Below are 15,099 nucleotides of genomic sequence, written 5' to 3' on the forward strand. Positions count from 1 at the left end.
AGACCTCTTTCGAGGAGATGACTCGGATGCTGCTCATCGGACTGCTCCTCCTCGGGGCGACAGGCGCGTTCACCGCCCTGGCGATCGCCGACAACCTGTCCGGCGGCCCCGAGTACACCGTGTCGGTGCTCGATCACCCGATCGCCACCATGAACACGCTCGCCATTTTCAGCTCGGGTCTCGCGCTGGCGCTGATCTTCTGCCTGGCGCTGGCCATGGCCGTGAGCGGTGCGACGCATCGCCGTCATCGCAGGCCAAGGGCGTACGACACGACGGAGACCGCGCGCACCGACAGGATCACCGGCCGGGACGCGCACGCCTGACGCGCCTTTCTCAGCGATCCCGCCTGTAGCGCCCTTCTCGGCGATCACGCCGGACGCTCGCTTCTCAGTGATTGGGTGCCGCCCGGCCGATGCCCGCCAGCGCGGAGTGCGGGTCCTCGGTCGTCGCGAGATCGCCGATGGTGACGATGCCGACCGGGCAGCCGCCGCGTTCGACGACGGGGAGGCGGCGCACGGCGTACCGGGCCATCAGCTCGACGGCCAGGTCGGTCGTGTCGTCCGGCGTCAACGTGGCCACCGGCGGCGGCGTGCACACCGAGCCCACGGTGGTGACCTCGGGATCGAGACCGCCGGCGAGGACCCGGACCACGATGTCGCGGTCGGTGAGCACACCGAACAGGTCGCAGTCGTACGCGACCAGGACGTCGCCGATGTCCTGCTCACGCATCACACGCGCCGCACGCGCCACTGTGGTCATGGGCTCGACGGCGGCGGTACCGCTCGACATCACGTCGCGGATCTTCCGGCTCATGGGGCACCTCCGGGATGCGGGGACGGCGGCGGTCTGCAACTGCCTGCCAGCCGCGTAGCCCGTCCCGGTCCCGGTAAACCGCGAAAACCCGTTGGTGGAGCGCGGTGGCCGCTGCTAACTTGCCGGTGGCCGTGCCGGAGAACGAGGAGGTGGTACCCGTGAACACAGTATCGACATGGGTGCTCCCCTCCGGGGTCGCGGTCGGGCGATAGGTCGTCCGGGAGCGCCGTTCGCAGCGCACTCCCGAAAGGCACGACCATGCGATTCACTTCCGAACAGCTCCTCGAAGACGGCGTCCTGGAGCGCGAGTTCACCCTCGGCGAGATCCCCGGCACCCTGTGGACGACGCCCCGCTCCGCACCGGCTCCGCTGCTCCTGATGCCCCACAACAACGGCCTGCCCAAGGCGGACCCCCGCCTCGTGGCCCGGGGCCGGCACACCGCGGCGCACGGCTACGCGGTGGCGACCATCGACGCGGCCGGGTGCGGGGAGCGGCCCCGTTCCGCCGCCGACGAGCAGGCCCGCGCCGAACTGCGGCGGGCCATGCGGGCGGGCGAGCCGGTCGACGAGATCTTCGAGTCCTTCGTCGGCCCGCTCGTCGAGAACGCGGCACCGGAGTGGCGGACCACGCTGGACGCCCTCCTCGAACTGCCGGAGATCGGCGGCCCGGTCGGATACGCGGGCGGCTGGACCGCCCTCGGCATCCGGCTCGCGGTGACCGAGCCGCGCATCGTGGCCGCCGGCTTCTTCGCCGGGGGTTACGTGCCCCGCGCCCAGCGCGAGGAGGCCCGCCAGGTCACCATTCCGCTGCTGTTCCTGCTGCAGTGGGACGACGAGGGCAATCCCCGGCAACGGGCCCTGGACCTGTTCGACGCCTTCGGCAGCAAGGAGAAGACCCTGCACGCCAATCTGGGCGGACACCTCGGCACCCCGGCGTTCGAGGCGGAGGACGCGGGGCGGTTCTACGACCGGCACCTGAAGTAGGGCCGCCCTGCCGGGCCGACGGCAGCGGTCAGCCCGCGTGACCGTGGCCCGGCTCGCCCTCCCCGCGCCAGGGCCGGGCCAGCGCGACCAGGGCAACTCCCGCCGCCGCCACGGCGATCAGCATGATCAGGGCCATCGGCAGTGAGCTGGCCTCGCCGAACAGACCGACCAACGGCGAGGCCAGCGCACCGAAGAGGAACTGGAAGCCGCCGAGCAGCGCCGAGGCGGCGCCGGGGGTGGCGCGGCCGAGGGTCTGGCCGAGGCTCATGGCCGCCGGGAAGACCAGGCCGATGGCGCCGACGGTCACGAAGAGCGTGGCCCAGGTGCCGGCGAGGGTCTCGCCGACGGTGACCACGAGCAGCACCTGGGCCAGCGCGCCGAGCCCGGCGAGCGCGATCCCGGCGGTGAGCAGGGTGTTCAGCCGCGTCCCCCGCCCCACCAGCCGGGAGAAGGTGGCGCCGGCTATGAGCATGCCGACGGCGTTGGTGGCGAAGATGAGGGAGTACGTCGTCGACGACACGCCGTGCAGGTTCTCGAAGACGAAGCTCGAACCGCTGATGTAGGTGAACAGCGCCGCCGAGACGAGGGCGAGCGCGAAGACGTACCCCATGAAGGTCCGGCGGGCGAGCAGTCCGCCCATGGCCCGGAAGGTGCCCGCGACACCGCCGCCGTGGCGCCGCTCGGGCGGCAGGGACTCCGGCACCGCCCGCACCACGGCCAGCAGGAGAAAAACGCCCAGCACGGTGAGTACGGCGAACACCGCGCGCCAGGTCGACACGGACAGGATCGCGCCGCCGAGCACCGGCGCGGCGATCGGGGCCACGCCCATGACCTGGGACAACACCGCGAAGTAGCGCGGGAGTCGGGGGCCGTGGAAGCGGTCGGTGAGCACCGCCCGGGCCAGCACCATGCCCGCCGCGCCGGCGACGCCCTGCAGGAAGCGTGCGGCGGTCAGCAGGCCGATGTTCGGCGCGAACGCGCACGCCAGGGAGAAGACCGCGAAACCGGTGACTCCGCCCAGCAGCAGCTTCCGCCGTCCGAGCCCGTCGCTGAGCGGCCCGATCAGCAGCTGTCCCACCACGAGTCCGGCCAGGAACGCGGTCATCGTCAGCTGCACGGCCGAACTGCTCGCCCCGAGCGTCTCCCCCATGGCGGGGAAGCCCGGCACGTACATGTCGGTGGCGAGCGGGGCCACGGCTGTGAGGGCACCGAGGACGGCGATCAGAGCGACGGCGGGACGAGGGGCATCGGCGGGGTGGGCGTCCGCGCCGGTGGAGTGCGGTGCGGTGGAGCGGGAGGGGGACGGGGATACCATGGGCGAAACGATAACCGATAGTTCACTGGTTAACAAAGAGCGTTCCGAGAAGGCGAGCCGCATGACCTCCACCCCCGGCGACGTCCGCGCGCAGTGGGCCGAGCACAACCCAGGCCTGGACACCTCCCCCATGGAGGTGGTCGGGCTGCTCAAACACGCGACCGGGCTCCTGAACGCCGCCGTCGAACCCCTCTACGCGGGCGCCCCGCTCACCGCCCCCGAGGTCGACATGCTCATCCCCCTGCGCCACGCCACCGACCCGGTCATCGCGCGCACGCTCGCCCAGCGGATGGGGCTGTCCCGGGCGGGCGTGAGCAAGACGCTCGCGAAGCTGGAGCGCCGCGGCTACATCGCCCGCACCCCCAACCCCGCCGACCGCCGCGCCGCCCTGGTCACCATCACCCCGGAGGGCGCCAATGCCGTCGACGACCTCTTCCCCCGCCAACTAGCCGCCGAGGTCGACCTGTTGGCGGGCCTCGGCGAGGACCGGGAGTGGGTGCTCAAGGCGTTGAGCCGGCTGGTGGCGGCGATGGAGGGCGGGGCGGGTCGCGACTGACCGCGGCTTCCGCCTCAGCGCCGCCGCCACGGCAGCACCGCTGGATCCGCCTCGGCGTCCTCGGCCCGGTGCAGGGCGTCGCTGATGGCCTCGCCGATCTCCGCGAACTGCCGTACCTGCTCCGGGGTCAGGGCGTCGAACACCGCGCGGCGCACGGCCTCGACATGGCCGGGCGCGGCCCGCTCCAGGAAGGCGTGTCCCTCAGCCGTGAGGACGGCGAGCTGGCCGCGGCCGTCGGCGGGGTCCTCGCGCCGGTCCACCAGGCCGGCCTCCCGCAGCCGGTTCACCGCGTGGGTGAGCCTGCTGCGGGTGATCTTGAGGCGCTGGGCCAGCTCCGACATGCAGAGTGTGCCGTCGGGCACCGAGGACAGATGGGCCAGCAGGATGTAGTCGGCGTGGGTCATGCCGGCGTCGCGCCGCAGCTGCCGGTTGAGGTGATCGGCGAGCAGCGTGGAGAACTCGACGTAGGCCAGCCAGGCCCGTCGCTCCTCGGCATCGAGCCAGCGTGGCGGAGTGGACATGGCCACAGCCTATCCGGCCTGCGTTTGAATCTTCATACAAACCACATGGCGGCGATGCCCACCCGAAGGCCCCCTTCTCGATCATGGCCCGATTTCGACCCTCCCCATGTGCGGAGTGACATTTATCTGTCACTGTGCGCTTCTAGCAGTGGGGAGGGTCTTCGGCAGCGTATGGGGAGGACGCTTGTGCTGAGACGTGAGGCTTTCCGGGTGCCCCGGCATCCGGCTTCGGTGGGGTTCGCACGCCACCGGGTACGACAGCATCTGGCCACCTGGGGACATGGCAAGGACGACGCGATCACGCACGACGTGGTCCTGCTGGCGTCCGAGCTGGCGGCGAACGTCGTCCGGCACGGGCCCATCCTGGAGCGGGAGTTCGAGATATCGGTGACCGCACGGGCGGACGGCTCCTGCTTCATCGCCGTGTCCGACGAGAGCCCCGCACAGCCCGTGCTGCAGACCGCGCAGAACACGGACGACGAACGGGGCCGCGGCCTGCACCTGGTCGACCAGCTGGCGCAGACCTGGGGCGTCCGGCACCGCGGACGCAACGGCAAGACGGTGTGGGCCCTGGTCGCCACCCCCGCCCACGGCCCGGCACCGGCCCGCCGCCACCGGGATCAGTGACGGCGGCCGGCCCGACCCCGTCCCACCACTACTGCGCGAGCTGCGGGTACAGCGCCGGGAGGTCGGCGGACAGCCCCGCCTTCACCTGACGCGAGATGTCGTCGGCCAGCACCTCGGGCGCACCGGACTCGATACCGTCCAGCGCCAGCGCGGCGACCGTATGGGCGTCGATCTTGGGCGCGTCGATCCGCGCGGTCAGGTCCGTGTCGACGTACCCGACGTGCAGTCCGGTGACGTCGATGCCGCGCTCCAGCAGTTCCAGGCGCAGGGAGTTGGTCTGCTGCCACAGGGCCGCCTTGGAGGCGCTGTAGGAACCGGCGTTGCCCAGCCAGGACAGCACGGAGTGGACGTTCAGGATGTGTCCGCCGCCGTTGCGCTCGATGACCGGCACGAAGGCGCGGGCGACCAGCAGGGGCCCGTAGAAGTTGATCTCGAACTCCCGGCGCACGTCGTCGACCGGCGTGTCGAGGAAGGATCCGCCGACCGAGGCCCCGGCGTTGTTGATCAGCACGGTGACGTCCTGCGCCTGTACCGCCGCGGCGGCCACCGAGTCCGGGTCGGTGACCTCCAGCGCCAGCGGTACGGCGTCGGGGTGGGTGACCGTCCGCGGGTCGCGAGCGGTGGCGTACACCTTGCCGGCGCCGCGCGCGTACAGCTCCTCCACCAGCGCCTTGCCGATGCCCCGGCTGCCGCCGGTGACGAGTACTACGGCGTCCTTGATCGCGGTCATGGTCTGCTCCCATCGCAGTAAACCGATCGGTTTCCACCACTGTAAACCGATCGGTTTCCCTCGCTCAAGGGCAGACGGCTGAGCCGGGCGTCACACCTCCGGCTTCGCGAGGGCCGCGGCACGCTGGTCGAGCCGTTTCAGGGCCGTCTCGCCCCAGTGGAGGTTCCCGCGCTCCAGGGCCAGGCCGCCCAGCAGGGTGAGGTAGGGACCGATGCGTTCGGCGTTGGTGAAGTACTCGTCCTCGGTGCGCCCGTCGAGCAGCCGCTCCTGGAGGCGTTCGTAGCGGGCGAGCTTGGCGGCGGACCGCTCGACGCGTTCGGCGATCGCGGCCCGTACGGCGGTGATCTCGCCGATGTCGACGCACTGGACCTTGACCATCAGCTCGTCACGGATGGCGAGGGGCTTGGCCGGGGTCGCGAGGACGTAGTCGCGCAGGACCTCCAGTCCCGCCTCGGTGAGGGAGAACAGCCGTTTGTTGGGCCGGCGTTCCTGCTGGACGACCCGGGCGGAGACGAGCCCCTCGCCCTCCATGCGTTCCAGTTCGCGGTAGAGCTGCTGGGGCGTGGCCATCCAGAAGTTGGCGACGGACGCCTCGAACCCCTTGGCGAGGTCGTAGCCGGACGCCTCGCCCTCCAGAAGCGCGGCCATCACCGCGTTGCGCAATGCCATTCGCCCAAATTAACACCGTGTTGATTAGTCAATACGGTGACTACGTCCCGTCGGCGAGCACCGTCACCGGGAGCAGCGCGGGCCGCTTGGCCTGCCGTCCGTCGCCGGAGGAGCGGCCGCGCACCCGGCGCACGAGCCAGGGGCCCAGGAAGGCGCCGGCCCAGCGGAGTTCGGCACCGGCGGCCCGCAGGCCCGAGAGTGCCGCCGGGTCGGGCGGCAGCGGCCGGGTCCAGCCGTCGTCGCTGCCGGGCAGGGTGAGGGCATGGGCGACCGCGGCGGCGATACGGGCATGCCCGTGCGGGTTGGCGTGCAGCCGGTCGGCGCTCCACAGCCGCGGGTCGGTCACCGCGGGGTACGGCTCCGAGTCGGCCACGATGACGTCGTGCCGCCGGGCCGCCTCGCGGATGCGGGCGTTGAGGGCGAGGACGCGGGGCGCGAGCGGGCGGGCCAGCGGGGCGATCCGGCCGAGGTCGGGGAAGGTGAGCGTGGCGACGCGGGCGCCCTGCGCGGTGAGCGCGGCGAACATCGCCTCCAGGTGTCCGGCCACCTCGTCCGGGTCGAAGCGGCGCCGGAGCACGTCGTTGACACCGGCGACCACCGTGGCGAGGTCGGGCTTCAGCGCGAGGGCGGGCGCGAGCTGCTCGGCGCGCACCTGCCCGGCGAGCCGGCCGCGCACCGCGAGGTTGGCGTACAGCACATCGGGGTTGTCGCGGGCGATCTGCTCGGCGAGCCGGTCCGCCCATCCACGCAGCCCGCGGACCTCGTCGCCGTCACCGAGCCCCTCGGTCTGGCTGTCGCCCAGGGCGACGTACCGCAGATATCCGCTGCCTGCCACGAGCCCCCACACCCCTCCGAGCAAGCCAACTCAGCACCTATTCGCTTTGTTGACTATAGAGGTTCGGCCATGCGCGAGGGAACGGTACGCGCATCGCTTGCGCGTCGACCGCAGTGTGCTCGGCGGCGGCGTGCAGACGGCCTTCGCGCAGGACGATCGTGCCGTTGCGGAGCATGGTGTCGATCAGTTCGGCGGCGAGGGATTCGCGGGTGCGGCGCAGCAGCCGGGCCGCGTCCGTGAGCCAGGCGCGGGCGTGGAGATAGGGCTCGGCCTCGGTGGCGGGGAGGCCGTCGCGGATCATCAGGGCGTACGCGAAGACGCGGCGGGCGCCGTACCAGACCGCGCCGTCGGGGTCGTCGACGAGGCGCTGGGCGCGGCGCAGTGCGGCGGCGAGGGCGGCGCCCGGGTCCGCGGGGAGTGGGCCGTGCCCGGGGAGCAGGACACGCGGGGCGAGGTCGGACAGGCGCTGCAGGGAGGCCAGTGCGGTGGCGGCGGCCTCGGGCCCGTCGAGGGCGAGGTTGACCCAGCCGACGTCGTAGTCGGACAGGGCGTCGCCGACCGCGAGCAGCCGTTCCTCGGGCTGCCACAGGGCCAGGTGGCCGGGGGTGTGCCCGGGGGTGGACACGACCATCCAGTCGGCGTCGCCGAGGCGCAACAGCTGTGCGTCGTGCAGGGGTTGGTCGACGGCGTAGGGGGCGACCGGCTGGTCGAGGTACTCCGCCGAGCAGCAGCCGGGGTCGCGGCGGGCGACGGCGGCGGCTTCGGGCGCGCCGGCCGCGATCGCCGAACCGCCCGCCTGCAGCAGCGCGTTGCCGCCGACGTGGTCGGAGTGCCAGTGGGTGTTGACGACCAACTCGATGTGTCCGGCTTGGGCTTGGGCCCATTCGGCCGTCTCCTCGGCGTGGCCGACGAAGCCGCTGTCGACTAGGGCCGGCCGACTGCCGTGCAGCAGAAGCAGGTTGGCGTCCGGGAAGGCCCGCTGGCGCCAGGTCACCCAGGCGGGCAGCCGCTCACCGTCGGCCGCGCTCACCACGGCGCCGAACTGCCCTTCAGCTCCTGCCAGTAGCGTTTATGGGCGTGCCGGGCGCCCTCGCTCTTCATCCCGGCGAGCGGTTCCTGGTCGAGCGGATCGGACAGCTCGGCGATGTCCCGCAGGGCGGCAGCCTGGGCGGCCCGCCTGGTGAACGCGTACTGCTCGACGCAATCCGCCGGTGTCTCCCCGGCCACCGCCACCGCCCGCGCCACCAGCTCCTCGGCCGGCACCAACTCGTTGGTCGTCATCGTCACCACGGCGACGCGGCCGTGCCGTTCGATGGTCCAGCTCATACTCGGTCCTCCGTCGCGACCGCGGTCCGCGTCCGGGTGCGGATCTCCAGTGCGTGGAGTACGGCCACCATGTCCTCGTGCCCGTACCCGTGGGCGACGGTCTCGTCGAACAGGGCATGGCAGATGTCGAGCAGGGGCGAGGCGAGACCGGCCCGGCGGGCGGCCTCCGCGATCAGGCGGTTGTTCTTGAGTACGTCTGCCGCTCCGGCCTGCACGGTGAAGTCCCGGGCGAGCAGCTTCGGTGCCTTCATGCGCGAGACGGCGCTGGCCATCGGCCCCGCGTCCAGCACGTCCAGGAAGAGGCGGCGGTCGAGACCGTGCCGGTCGGCGAAGTGGAAGGCCTCGGTCAGCCCGGTCACCTGTGTGATCAGGAACAGGTTCACCGACAGCTTCATCAGCAGGGCGTCCGGTACGGGACCGCAGGCGAACGCCTCCCGGCACATGGGCGCGAGCAGCGGCCGTACCGTCTCCACTGCCTCGTCCTCGCCCGCCAGCATCGCCACCAACTGCCCCTGTTCGGCCGGGACTCGGGACCCGGACACCGGCGCCTCGACATATCTTCCGCCCACGGACCGGATCTCGTCCTGCAGACCGGCCGAGTACTCCGGCGAGGTCGTCCCCATGTGGACCACGACGTGTCCGGCGGCCCGCGCGGCGAAGTCCGGTGGCCGCGGCCCAGGACCGTGTCGATCGCGCCCTCGTCGGCCAGCATCAGGAACACGACCCCGGCCCGTTCGAAGACCTCGGCGGCACTCGCCGCGACCTCGGCTCCGGCGTCGCGCAGGGGTGCGCAGCGCTCCGCGGTGCGGTTCCACACGAGGAGGGGCGTGCCCGCGCGGGCGAGGTTGAGGGCCATGGGCTGCCCCATGACGCCCAGGCCGATGAAACCCACGTACACGACGCACCGCCGTTTCCGGCCCGCGGGGAGCAGAGGCCGCCATCGCTCTCGATTATGACCGCGGTCATAGTAGCTGTCGCTATGACAGCGGTCATAGGGTGGGCTCCGGAACGTTCGTGGCATGGGAGGTCCGGGATGACGGCGGCCGAGCACGGGCCGCGCGAGCGCATGGTCTTCAGCGCGGCCCAGCTCATCCGGCGCGACGGGGTCGCGTCCACGGGTATGCGCGAGGTCGCGGCGCACGCCGGGGCGCCGCGCGGCTCGCTCCAGCACTACTTCCCCGGCGGCAAGGAACAGCTGGTCAACGAGGCGGTGGGCTGGGCCGGCCGGTACGCGGGCAAGCGGGTCGCGCGCTTCCTGGCCGCGCTGCCCGAGCCGACGCCGAGCGGGCTGTTCGGCGAGATGGTGCGCCATTGGACGGACGAGTACGCGGCGGACGGGTTCGCGGGCGGCTGCCCGGTGGCCGCCGCCACGGTGGACTGCGCCGAGTCCACCGCGTCCACCCGGGAGGCCGTGGCCGCCGCCTTCGCCACCTGGACCGACCCGGTGGCCCGGGCGCTGGCGGACATGGGCGTGCCCGAGGAGCGCTCGACGGCCCTCGCCACGCTCGTGATCAGCACCCTGGAGGGCGCGATCCTCATCGCCCGCGCCGAACAGGACACCCGGGCCCTCACGACGGCGGCCCGCGAGCTCGGCCCGCTCCTCGACGCCGCGGCCGGCCGGGCCGAGTGACCCCGTACCAACTGCCCCGCGCATCACAGGCGTTGACCGGGGCTCCACCCCACAGCAGAATGAGCGCACGTTCTTGAGAGCGCTCTCAAGAACGTCCTGCCTCCGCTTCCCGCACCTCCCGAGGAGACCCATGACCGGCAGCCAAGGCCCGGTAGTCAGCCGGCGCGCGCTCATCGGGACGGGGGTCGGTGTCGGCGCCGCCGTCCTCATGGGTGCCGGGACGGCCGAGGCCGCGGAGACTCGGCCCTCGGCGCCGAGCCGCGCGGCCGGCTTCCTCGCCGCCGCCATGGACGCCTACCCGGACCACGGGCCGGTCCGGCTCGCGCAGAGCTACACCGACCAGGCCGGACTGTTCAGCACCGCGTTCACGTACGACAACGCCCTTGCGATCCTTGCCCACTTGGCGTCGGGCACGGCGGACGGGCGGGCGCGGGCCGTGGTGCTCGGTGACGCGCTGCTGTACGCGCAGACCCATGACCCCGGCTACGACGACGGGCGGCTGCGGCAGGCGTACAACGTCGGCCCCTACACCTTCTACGACGGCTCCGCCCAGCCGGACGGCTTCGTGCGGGCGGACGGTACGGCCAACGTCGGGACGCAGTTCGGCTTCACCGGTACCGCGGTGGGCGACATGGCCTGGGCCGGCATCGCGCTGGCCGCCCTCGCCGGGCGGACCGGTGAGCGGCGCTTCCTGACCGGTGCCGCGCGCATCGGAGAGTGGATCGAGCGCACGGGACGTACCGAAGAGCCTTTGGGCGGCTACAAGTTCGGGGTGAACGGCGCGAACGAGAAACTGCCGTTCACCTCGACCGAGCACAACACCGATCTGCTCGGGCTGTTCGGGCGGCTGGCGCGGCTGACCGGGGACCCGGTGTGGCTGGAGCGGCGGGCGCGGGCCGAGACCTTCGTCAAGAAGATGTGGGAGCCGTCCGGGGGCTTCTTCTACACCGGCACCAACGACGGGGTGACGATCAACAAGTCCCCGATCCCGGAGGACACCCAGACCTGGACCTTCCTCGCCCTCAACTCCCCCATCCACGCACGGTCGTTGGACTGGGCCGCAGGACAACTCGCCGTCCTGGACACGGCCGACCGCCGCAACAGCACCCTGCCGGCAGGACAGTCGTACGAAGGTGTCACCTTCAGTTCGGCCGCTCTGCTGGCGAACGAGGACGCGCCGATCGCCGACGGGCAGCCGAAGCCGGACCGGAACGGGGTGTGGTTCGAGGGGACGGCCCATCTCGCGCTCGCGCTGCGCACCCGGCGGGCCCGGGACGACGAGGCGCGCGCCCGGCGGCTGCTCGCCTCCGTCGAGCGCGCCCAGGAACTCCTCGGTGGTGCGCAGACCTTGGGGTCCAGGGCGGTTCCCGAGCGGTCCGGTGTCGTGTCGGCGAGCAGTCCGCTCGACACCGGTTTCGGCTTCGGCTACTACCCGTACCGGCACACCGGCGCCACCGCCTGGTATCTGCTGGCCGTCTCACGCGCAAACCCGCTGCGGGGTTGGACGGGCTGACCTTCACCGGTCAGCTGCTGATCGGCAAACTGGCGGAAGATCTTGACTCGTATGCTCTTGCACATGGTTGAGCACCGGATGATCGACGTCAACGGGATACGGCTGCACATCGCCGAGGAGGGCGAGGGTCCGCTGGTCGTGCTGCTGCACGGCTTTCCCGAGTCCTGGCACTCCTGGCACCACCAGTTCGGCCCGCTGGCCGCCGCGGGCTTCCGGGTGGTCGCGCCCGACCAGCGCGGTTACGGCCGCAGCGACCGTCCCGACGACGTGGCCGCGTACAGCATCCTGCACCTGGTCGGGGATGTCGTCGGGCTGATCCGGGCGCTCGGCGAGGAGCAGGCGTATGTCGTCGGGCACGACTGGGGTGCGCCGGTCGCCTGGCACACGGCGCTGCTGCGGCCGGACGTCGTGCTCGGCGTGGCGGGGCTGAGCGTGCCGCCGCCGTTCCGGGGGTCGGCGCCGCCGCTGGGCGTGATGGAGGAGCGGTTCGGCGGCCGTTTCTACTGGAACTACTTCAACCGGCCCGGTGTCGCCGACGCCGAGTTCGCCCGGGACACCCGCACCACGCTGCGGAAGTTCTTCTACATGGCCTCCGGCGACGCCCCGGGCACGGCCGAGGGCAGGCAGCCGCTGGTCGACCCCGAGCGGGGGTGGCTCGCCGACCTGGAGGACCCCGAGGTGCTGCCCGAGTGGTTCACCGAGGACGATCTCGACGTACTGACCGAGAGCTTCTCCGGCGGCTTCACCGGGGCGCTGAACTGGTACCGCAACCTCGACCGCAACTGGGAGCTCACCGCCCCCTGGCAGGACGCCGTCGTCAGCGCGCCCGCGCTGTACGTCTACGGCGACCGGGACCTGGTCCCCGCGATCCCCGGCACGCCCGAACTCATCGAGAAACTCCCCGACTTGATGCCCAGCCTGCGGCGCAGGCCGATCAGGCTCGCCGGGTGCGGGCACTGGACGCAGCAGGAGCGGCCGGCCGAGGTGAACGCGGCGCTGATCGACTTCCTCACCGAGCTCAGGGGCTGAGCGGACCTCGCTGCGCGATGCGGAGCGCGGCGGGAGAATGGCCGTATGGGTGCCGAGATCGTGGACGAGGGGGTACGGGTCGCTCCCGCGCCGCCCCTGCGAGGCCTGGTCGGCTGGTACTCCGGCTACCGCCAGCGCGGAGTCCCGGCCGGCCTGCACCGGGGGCTGCCGTCGCCGTGGCTCACGCTGATCCTCACCCTCGACGAACCGCTCACCATCACCGCCCACCCGAATCCGGGCGATGCGCCCGGTGATTACCTCACCCTGCTGGGCGGCCTGCATCTGACGCCGGCCCTGATCCACATGCCCGGACGGCAGTCCGGCGTCCAGGTGGTGCTGAGCCCGCTGGGCGCCCGGGCCCTGCTGGGGCTGCCCGCCGGGGAGTTGGCCGGGATCGACGTCCATGCCGACGAGGTCCTGGGCGCGGGTGTGCGCGAGGTCCATGAGCGGCTGCGGGCGGCCGGGGACTGGACGGCACGGTTCCGTGTCGTCGACGAATGGCTGCTGCACCGTATGACCCGCGGGGAGAGGGCGGCCACCTCCGCGCCGGTCGCCGGTGCGTGGCAGCGGCTGCTCGCCTCCGGTGGGCGGCTGCGGGTGGACCGACTGGCCGCCGAGACCGGGTTCAGCGATCGGCATCTGCGCAACCGTTTCCGTGCGGAGATCGGCCTCACGCCGAAGGCCGCGGCCCGGGTCATCCGCTTCGACCTGGCCCGCCGCCGCCTCGCGTCCCGGCCCACACTTCCGGACCTGGCGGGGCTGGCCGCCGACTGCGGATACGCGGACCAGTCGCACCTCGACCGCGAGTTCGCCGCGCTGGCCTCCTGCACGCCGAGCGGCTGGCTCGCGCAGGAGTTCCGAAACATCCAATCCGGGCGCCACCCGCCGGCCTGACCCTTGATGGTGTCAGCCGGTCCCTGGGGCCGGACACCGCGAGACGGAGGCCCATCGCCATGCCCAGCACACCCGACACCGACCGGCAGCCGCCCGCCCCGCAGGTCTGGCCGACCCTGCGCGCCCGCGACGCCCGCGCCCTGATCCGCTTCCTCGTCGAGGCCTTCGGCTTCGAGGAGACGGTGGTCTACGGCGACGACGACCTGGTCCAGCACGCACAGCTCAGCTGGCCCGAGGGCGGGGGCGTCATGCTCGGCTCGGCACGCGAGGACCAGGAACCGGGCACCGGCCCGACCCCGCCCGGCGCCTTCAGCGCGTACGTCGTCACGGCCGACCCGGACGCCGTGCACGCCCGCGCCAAGGCGGCCGGCGCCGACATCACCGACGACCTGCACGTCACCGACTACGGCTCCCGCGACTTCGCGGCGCGCGACCCCGAGGGCAACCGCTGGTACTTCGGCACGTATCCCGGGGAGCCGCGCCGAGACACCGGTAACTGACCCTGGCGGCCCGACCGCCCGCGACCCCGCTCTCAGCCGGCCGTATAGCCCAGCTGGCGTCTCATGTACGGGGTCATCAGTTTCTTCGCCTTGGCCAGTACCGACGTGCGGGTGCCCAGGATCGCGTTCTCGCCGCCCGGTACCGGGACCACCGTCACGCCGTCGCCGGGGCCGAAGGGGACGATCAGAGGGGTGCGTTGGACCGGGCGGTAGTGGCGGGGTTGTTTGCGATGTCGGCCGGCGTTGAGGTGGGCGCGGATGTTCCAGGCGGCGAGGTCGGCCTGGGCGAGCGCGGCCGGGGTGATCTTGTGCTCGGTGGCGTCGTTGACGTCGCCGACCGCGAAGACGTCCGGCCGGCCCCCGACCCGCAGTGAACGGTCGACCTTGATGTGCCCGCTGCCGTTGAGCCAGTCGCCGTGGCCTCCGAGCCGCAGCCAGAGCGTGTTGGGCGTGGTGCCCGTCGCCCAGAAGGAGAGGTCGGCGGCGACGATGTTGCCGTGGGCGTCGCGGTAGGTGCCGAAGTCGTTGCCGGGCGACATGAAGGAGTCCAGCCGTACCTCCACGTCGTGGGACTCCAGCCAGGTCTGCGCTCGGCGTCCGGCCCGCTCGACGCCCGTGGAGCTGAGCAGCGACCGCCCGGAGTGCGCGAGGGTGACCCGGGCGTCCGGGCGGGCCAGCCGGATCTCGGCGCTGAGTTCGACGCCCGAGGGGCCGCCGCCGACGACCAGGATGTGCTCGGCATGGGCGATCTTCTGCTGGTGGCCGGCGAAGGACTTGAGCGCCTCGTCGGTGGTGGTGCCGGTGAAGCGGGCCGGTTCGGGGTAGTCGGCGCCGGTGGCGATCACCACGACGTCGTACGGGAGCCGTTCGCCCGTCGCCAGGACGACCTCGCGTCCGGCGGTGTCGACGCGCAGGGCCTTGCCGACCACCACCCGGCCGTTGCGCAGGAGTCGGTCGTACGGGATGAACGGCGTCACCGACCAGTCGGGGCGCACTCCGGCGCGCAGGGAGGCGATGCGGTGGAAGAAGACGTCCTTGCGGTCGACGAGCGTGACCCGGGCCGTCTCGTCCAGTCGTTTCGCCAGGCGGACGCCCGCGTAGCCGCCGCCGATCACCACTATCTCGCCGTCGCGCACAACGCTCTCCAGGGCCGTGTG

General features: G+C 72.2%; 18 protein-coding genes and 1 pseudogene. 9 read left to right on the forward strand and 10 right to left on the reverse strand.

The window, feature by feature from the left end; all coding sequences use genetic code 11:
- The first annotated feature begins 26 nt into the window (after positions 1–26).
- Positions 27–323 carry a hypothetical protein gene (locus ABZ848_RS09305; RefSeq protein ID WP_360827813.1) on the forward strand — a complete coding sequence of 99 codons (297 nt, stop codon included), beginning with the start codon at positions 27–29 and terminating at the stop codon, positions 321–323.
- Positions 324–387: 64 nt separating this feature from the next.
- On the opposite strand, the gene ABZ848_RS09310 is transcribed toward ABZ848_RS09305, so the two are convergent.
- Positions 388–813, reverse strand: coding sequence for a CBS domain-containing protein (locus ABZ848_RS09310; RefSeq protein ID WP_360827816.1), 426 nt, complete (start codon positions 811–813; stop codon positions 388–390).
- Positions 814–1,071: 258 nt separating this feature from the next.
- Between ABZ848_RS09310 and ABZ848_RS09315 the strand changes: the two genes are divergently transcribed.
- Positions 1,072–1,797, forward strand: a complete 726-nt coding sequence (locus ABZ848_RS09315) for an alpha/beta hydrolase (RefSeq protein ID WP_360827818.1) — start codon at positions 1,072–1,074, stop codon at positions 1,795–1,797.
- Positions 1,798–1,825: 28 nt separating this feature from the next.
- On the opposite strand, the gene ABZ848_RS09320 is transcribed toward ABZ848_RS09315, so the two are convergent.
- Positions 1,826–3,112 (reverse strand): multidrug effflux MFS transporter, encoded by a 1,287-nt coding sequence (locus tag ABZ848_RS09320; RefSeq protein ID WP_360827821.1) that lies wholly within the window; start codon positions 3,110–3,112, stop codon positions 1,826–1,828.
- Positions 3,113–3,173: 61 nt separating this feature from the next.
- Here ABZ848_RS09320 and ABZ848_RS09325 point away from each other — a divergent pair, with 61 nt between their 5' ends.
- A complete protein-coding gene (locus ABZ848_RS09325; RefSeq protein ID WP_360827824.1) occupies positions 3,174–3,668 on the forward strand; it encodes a MarR family transcriptional regulator in 495 nt (164 codons plus the stop codon).
- A gap of 14 nt (positions 3,669–3,682) precedes the next feature.
- On the opposite strand, the gene ABZ848_RS09330 is transcribed toward ABZ848_RS09325, so the two are convergent.
- Positions 3,683–4,189, reverse strand: coding sequence for a MarR family winged helix-turn-helix transcriptional regulator (locus ABZ848_RS09330; protein ID WP_360827827.1), 507 nt, complete (start codon positions 4,187–4,189; stop codon positions 3,683–3,685).
- A 186-nt stretch (positions 4,190–4,375) separates the two neighbouring features.
- Between ABZ848_RS09330 and ABZ848_RS09335 the strand changes: the two genes are divergently transcribed.
- The gene (locus ABZ848_RS09335) at positions 4,376–4,816 is read left to right on the forward strand and encodes an ATP-binding protein (protein ID WP_360827830.1); all 441 of its coding nucleotides are present in this window, start codon (positions 4,376–4,378) and stop codon (positions 4,814–4,816) included.
- Between the two features lie 28 nt (positions 4,817–4,844).
- Here ABZ848_RS09335 and ABZ848_RS09340 read toward each other — a convergent pair whose 3' ends face one another.
- From ABZ848_RS09340 to ABZ848_RS09365, 6 genes and pseudogenes are all read right to left on the reverse strand, one after another.
- Positions 4,845–5,546, reverse strand: coding sequence for an SDR family oxidoreductase (locus ABZ848_RS09340; protein ID WP_360827833.1), 702 nt, complete (start codon positions 5,544–5,546; stop codon positions 4,845–4,847).
- 90 nt (positions 5,547–5,636) lie between these two features.
- Positions 5,637–6,215 carry a PadR family transcriptional regulator gene (locus ABZ848_RS09345; protein WP_360827836.1) on the reverse strand — a complete coding sequence of 193 codons (579 nt, stop codon included), beginning with the start codon at positions 6,213–6,215 and terminating at the stop codon, positions 5,637–5,639.
- 40 nt (positions 6,216–6,255) lie between these two features.
- Complete coding sequence (locus tag ABZ848_RS09350) at positions 6,256–7,050, reverse strand: SGNH/GDSL hydrolase family protein (RefSeq protein WP_360827840.1); 795 nt, start codon at positions 7,048–7,050, stop codon at positions 6,256–6,258.
- A gap of 37 nt (positions 7,051–7,087) precedes the next feature.
- Positions 7,088–8,080, reverse strand: a complete 993-nt coding sequence (locus ABZ848_RS09355) for an MBL fold metallo-hydrolase (RefSeq protein WP_360827843.1) — start codon at positions 8,078–8,080, stop codon at positions 7,088–7,090.
- Positions 8,077–8,376 (reverse strand): hypothetical protein, encoded by a 300-nt coding sequence (locus ABZ848_RS09360; protein ID WP_360827846.1) that lies wholly within the window; start codon positions 8,374–8,376, stop codon positions 8,077–8,079. Before ABZ848_RS09360 ends, ABZ848_RS09355 begins: the two co-directional genes overlap by 4 nt.
- A pseudogene (locus ABZ848_RS09365) lies at positions 8,373–9,274 on the reverse strand (NAD(P)-dependent oxidoreductase). The gene ABZ848_RS09360 and the pseudogene ABZ848_RS09365 overlap by 4 nt, the downstream one beginning before the upstream one ends.
- A gap of 135 nt (positions 9,275–9,409) precedes the next feature.
- Here ABZ848_RS09365 and ABZ848_RS09370 point away from each other — a divergent pair.
- From ABZ848_RS09370 to ABZ848_RS09390, 5 genes are all read left to right on the forward strand, one after another.
- Complete coding sequence (locus ABZ848_RS09370) at positions 9,410–10,006, forward strand: TetR/AcrR family transcriptional regulator (RefSeq protein ID WP_360827849.1); 597 nt, start codon at positions 9,410–9,412, stop codon at positions 10,004–10,006.
- A 130-nt stretch (positions 10,007–10,136) separates the two neighbouring features.
- A complete protein-coding gene (locus ABZ848_RS09375) occupies positions 10,137–11,519 on the forward strand; it encodes a Tat pathway signal sequence domain protein (RefSeq protein ID WP_360827852.1) in 1,383 nt (460 codons plus the stop codon).
- A gap of 63 nt (positions 11,520–11,582) precedes the next feature.
- On the forward strand, positions 11,583–12,548 hold the full coding sequence (locus ABZ848_RS09380) for an alpha/beta hydrolase (protein WP_360827855.1): 966 nt from the start codon (positions 11,583–11,585) through the stop codon (positions 12,546–12,548).
- A 45-nt stretch (positions 12,549–12,593) separates the two neighbouring features.
- Complete coding sequence (locus ABZ848_RS09385) at positions 12,594–13,442, forward strand: helix-turn-helix domain-containing protein (protein ID WP_360827858.1); 849 nt, start codon at positions 12,594–12,596, stop codon at positions 13,440–13,442.
- A 59-nt stretch (positions 13,443–13,501) separates the two neighbouring features.
- Positions 13,502–13,942: a VOC family protein gene (locus ABZ848_RS09390; protein WP_360827861.1), complete on the forward strand. Its 441-nt coding sequence runs from the start codon at positions 13,502–13,504 to the stop codon at positions 13,940–13,942.
- Between the two features lie 32 nt (positions 13,943–13,974).
- On the opposite strand, the gene ABZ848_RS09395 is transcribed toward ABZ848_RS09390, so the two are convergent.
- Positions 13,975–15,078, reverse strand: a complete 1,104-nt coding sequence (locus ABZ848_RS09395; RefSeq protein ID WP_360827864.1) for an FAD-dependent oxidoreductase — start codon at positions 15,076–15,078, stop codon at positions 13,975–13,977.
- Between the last annotated feature and the right edge of the window lie 21 nt (positions 15,079–15,099).

The organism is Streptomyces sp. NPDC047081 (assembly GCF_040643775.1).
In the GTDB taxonomy this organism is placed as follows: domain Bacteria; phylum Actinomycetota; class Actinomycetes; order Streptomycetales; family Streptomycetaceae; genus Streptomyces.

Bases quoted from the DNA above. Each gene is read 5' to 3' on its own strand.
- ABZ848_RS09305 (WP_360827813.1), top strand. From the start codon at position 27: ATGCTGCTCATCGGACTGCTCCTCCTCGGGGCGACAGGCGCGTTCACC.
- ABZ848_RS09310 (WP_360827816.1), bottom strand. From the start codon at position 813: ATGAGCCGGAAGATCCGCGACGTGATGTCGAGCGGTACCGCCGCCGTC.
- ABZ848_RS09315 (WP_360827818.1), top strand. From the start codon at position 1,072: ATGCGATTCACTTCCGAACAGCTCCTCGAAGACGGCGTCCTGGAGCGC.
- ABZ848_RS09320 (WP_360827821.1), bottom strand. From the start codon at position 3,112: ATGGTATCCCCGTCCCCCTCCCGCTCCACCGCACCGCACTCCACCGGC.
- ABZ848_RS09325 (WP_360827824.1), top strand. From the start codon at position 3,174: ATGACCTCCACCCCCGGCGACGTCCGCGCGCAGTGGGCCGAGCACAAC.
- ABZ848_RS09330 (WP_360827827.1), bottom strand. From the start codon at position 4,189: ATGTCCACTCCGCCACGCTGGCTCGATGCCGAGGAGCGACGGGCCTGG.
- ABZ848_RS09340 (WP_360827833.1), bottom strand. From the start codon at position 5,546: ATGACCGCGATCAAGGACGCCGTAGTACTCGTCACCGGCGGCAGCCGG.
- ABZ848_RS09345 (WP_360827836.1), bottom strand. From the start codon at position 6,215: ATGGCATTGCGCAACGCGGTGATGGCCGCGCTTCTGGAGGGCGAGGCG.
- ABZ848_RS09360 (WP_360827846.1), bottom strand. From the start codon at position 8,376: ATGAGCTGGACCATCGAACGGCACGGCCGCGTCGCCGTGGTGACGATG.
- ABZ848_RS09370 (WP_360827849.1), top strand. From the start codon at position 9,410: ATGACGGCGGCCGAGCACGGGCCGCGCGAGCGCATGGTCTTCAGCGCG.
- ABZ848_RS09375 (WP_360827852.1), top strand. From the start codon at position 10,137: ATGACCGGCAGCCAAGGCCCGGTAGTCAGCCGGCGCGCGCTCATCGGG.
- ABZ848_RS09380 (WP_360827855.1), top strand. From the start codon at position 11,583: ATGGTTGAGCACCGGATGATCGACGTCAACGGGATACGGCTGCACATC.
- ABZ848_RS09385 (WP_360827858.1), top strand. From the start codon at position 12,594: ATGGGTGCCGAGATCGTGGACGAGGGGGTACGGGTCGCTCCCGCGCCG.
- ABZ848_RS09390 (WP_360827861.1), top strand. From the start codon at position 13,502: ATGCCCAGCACACCCGACACCGACCGGCAGCCGCCCGCCCCGCAGGTC.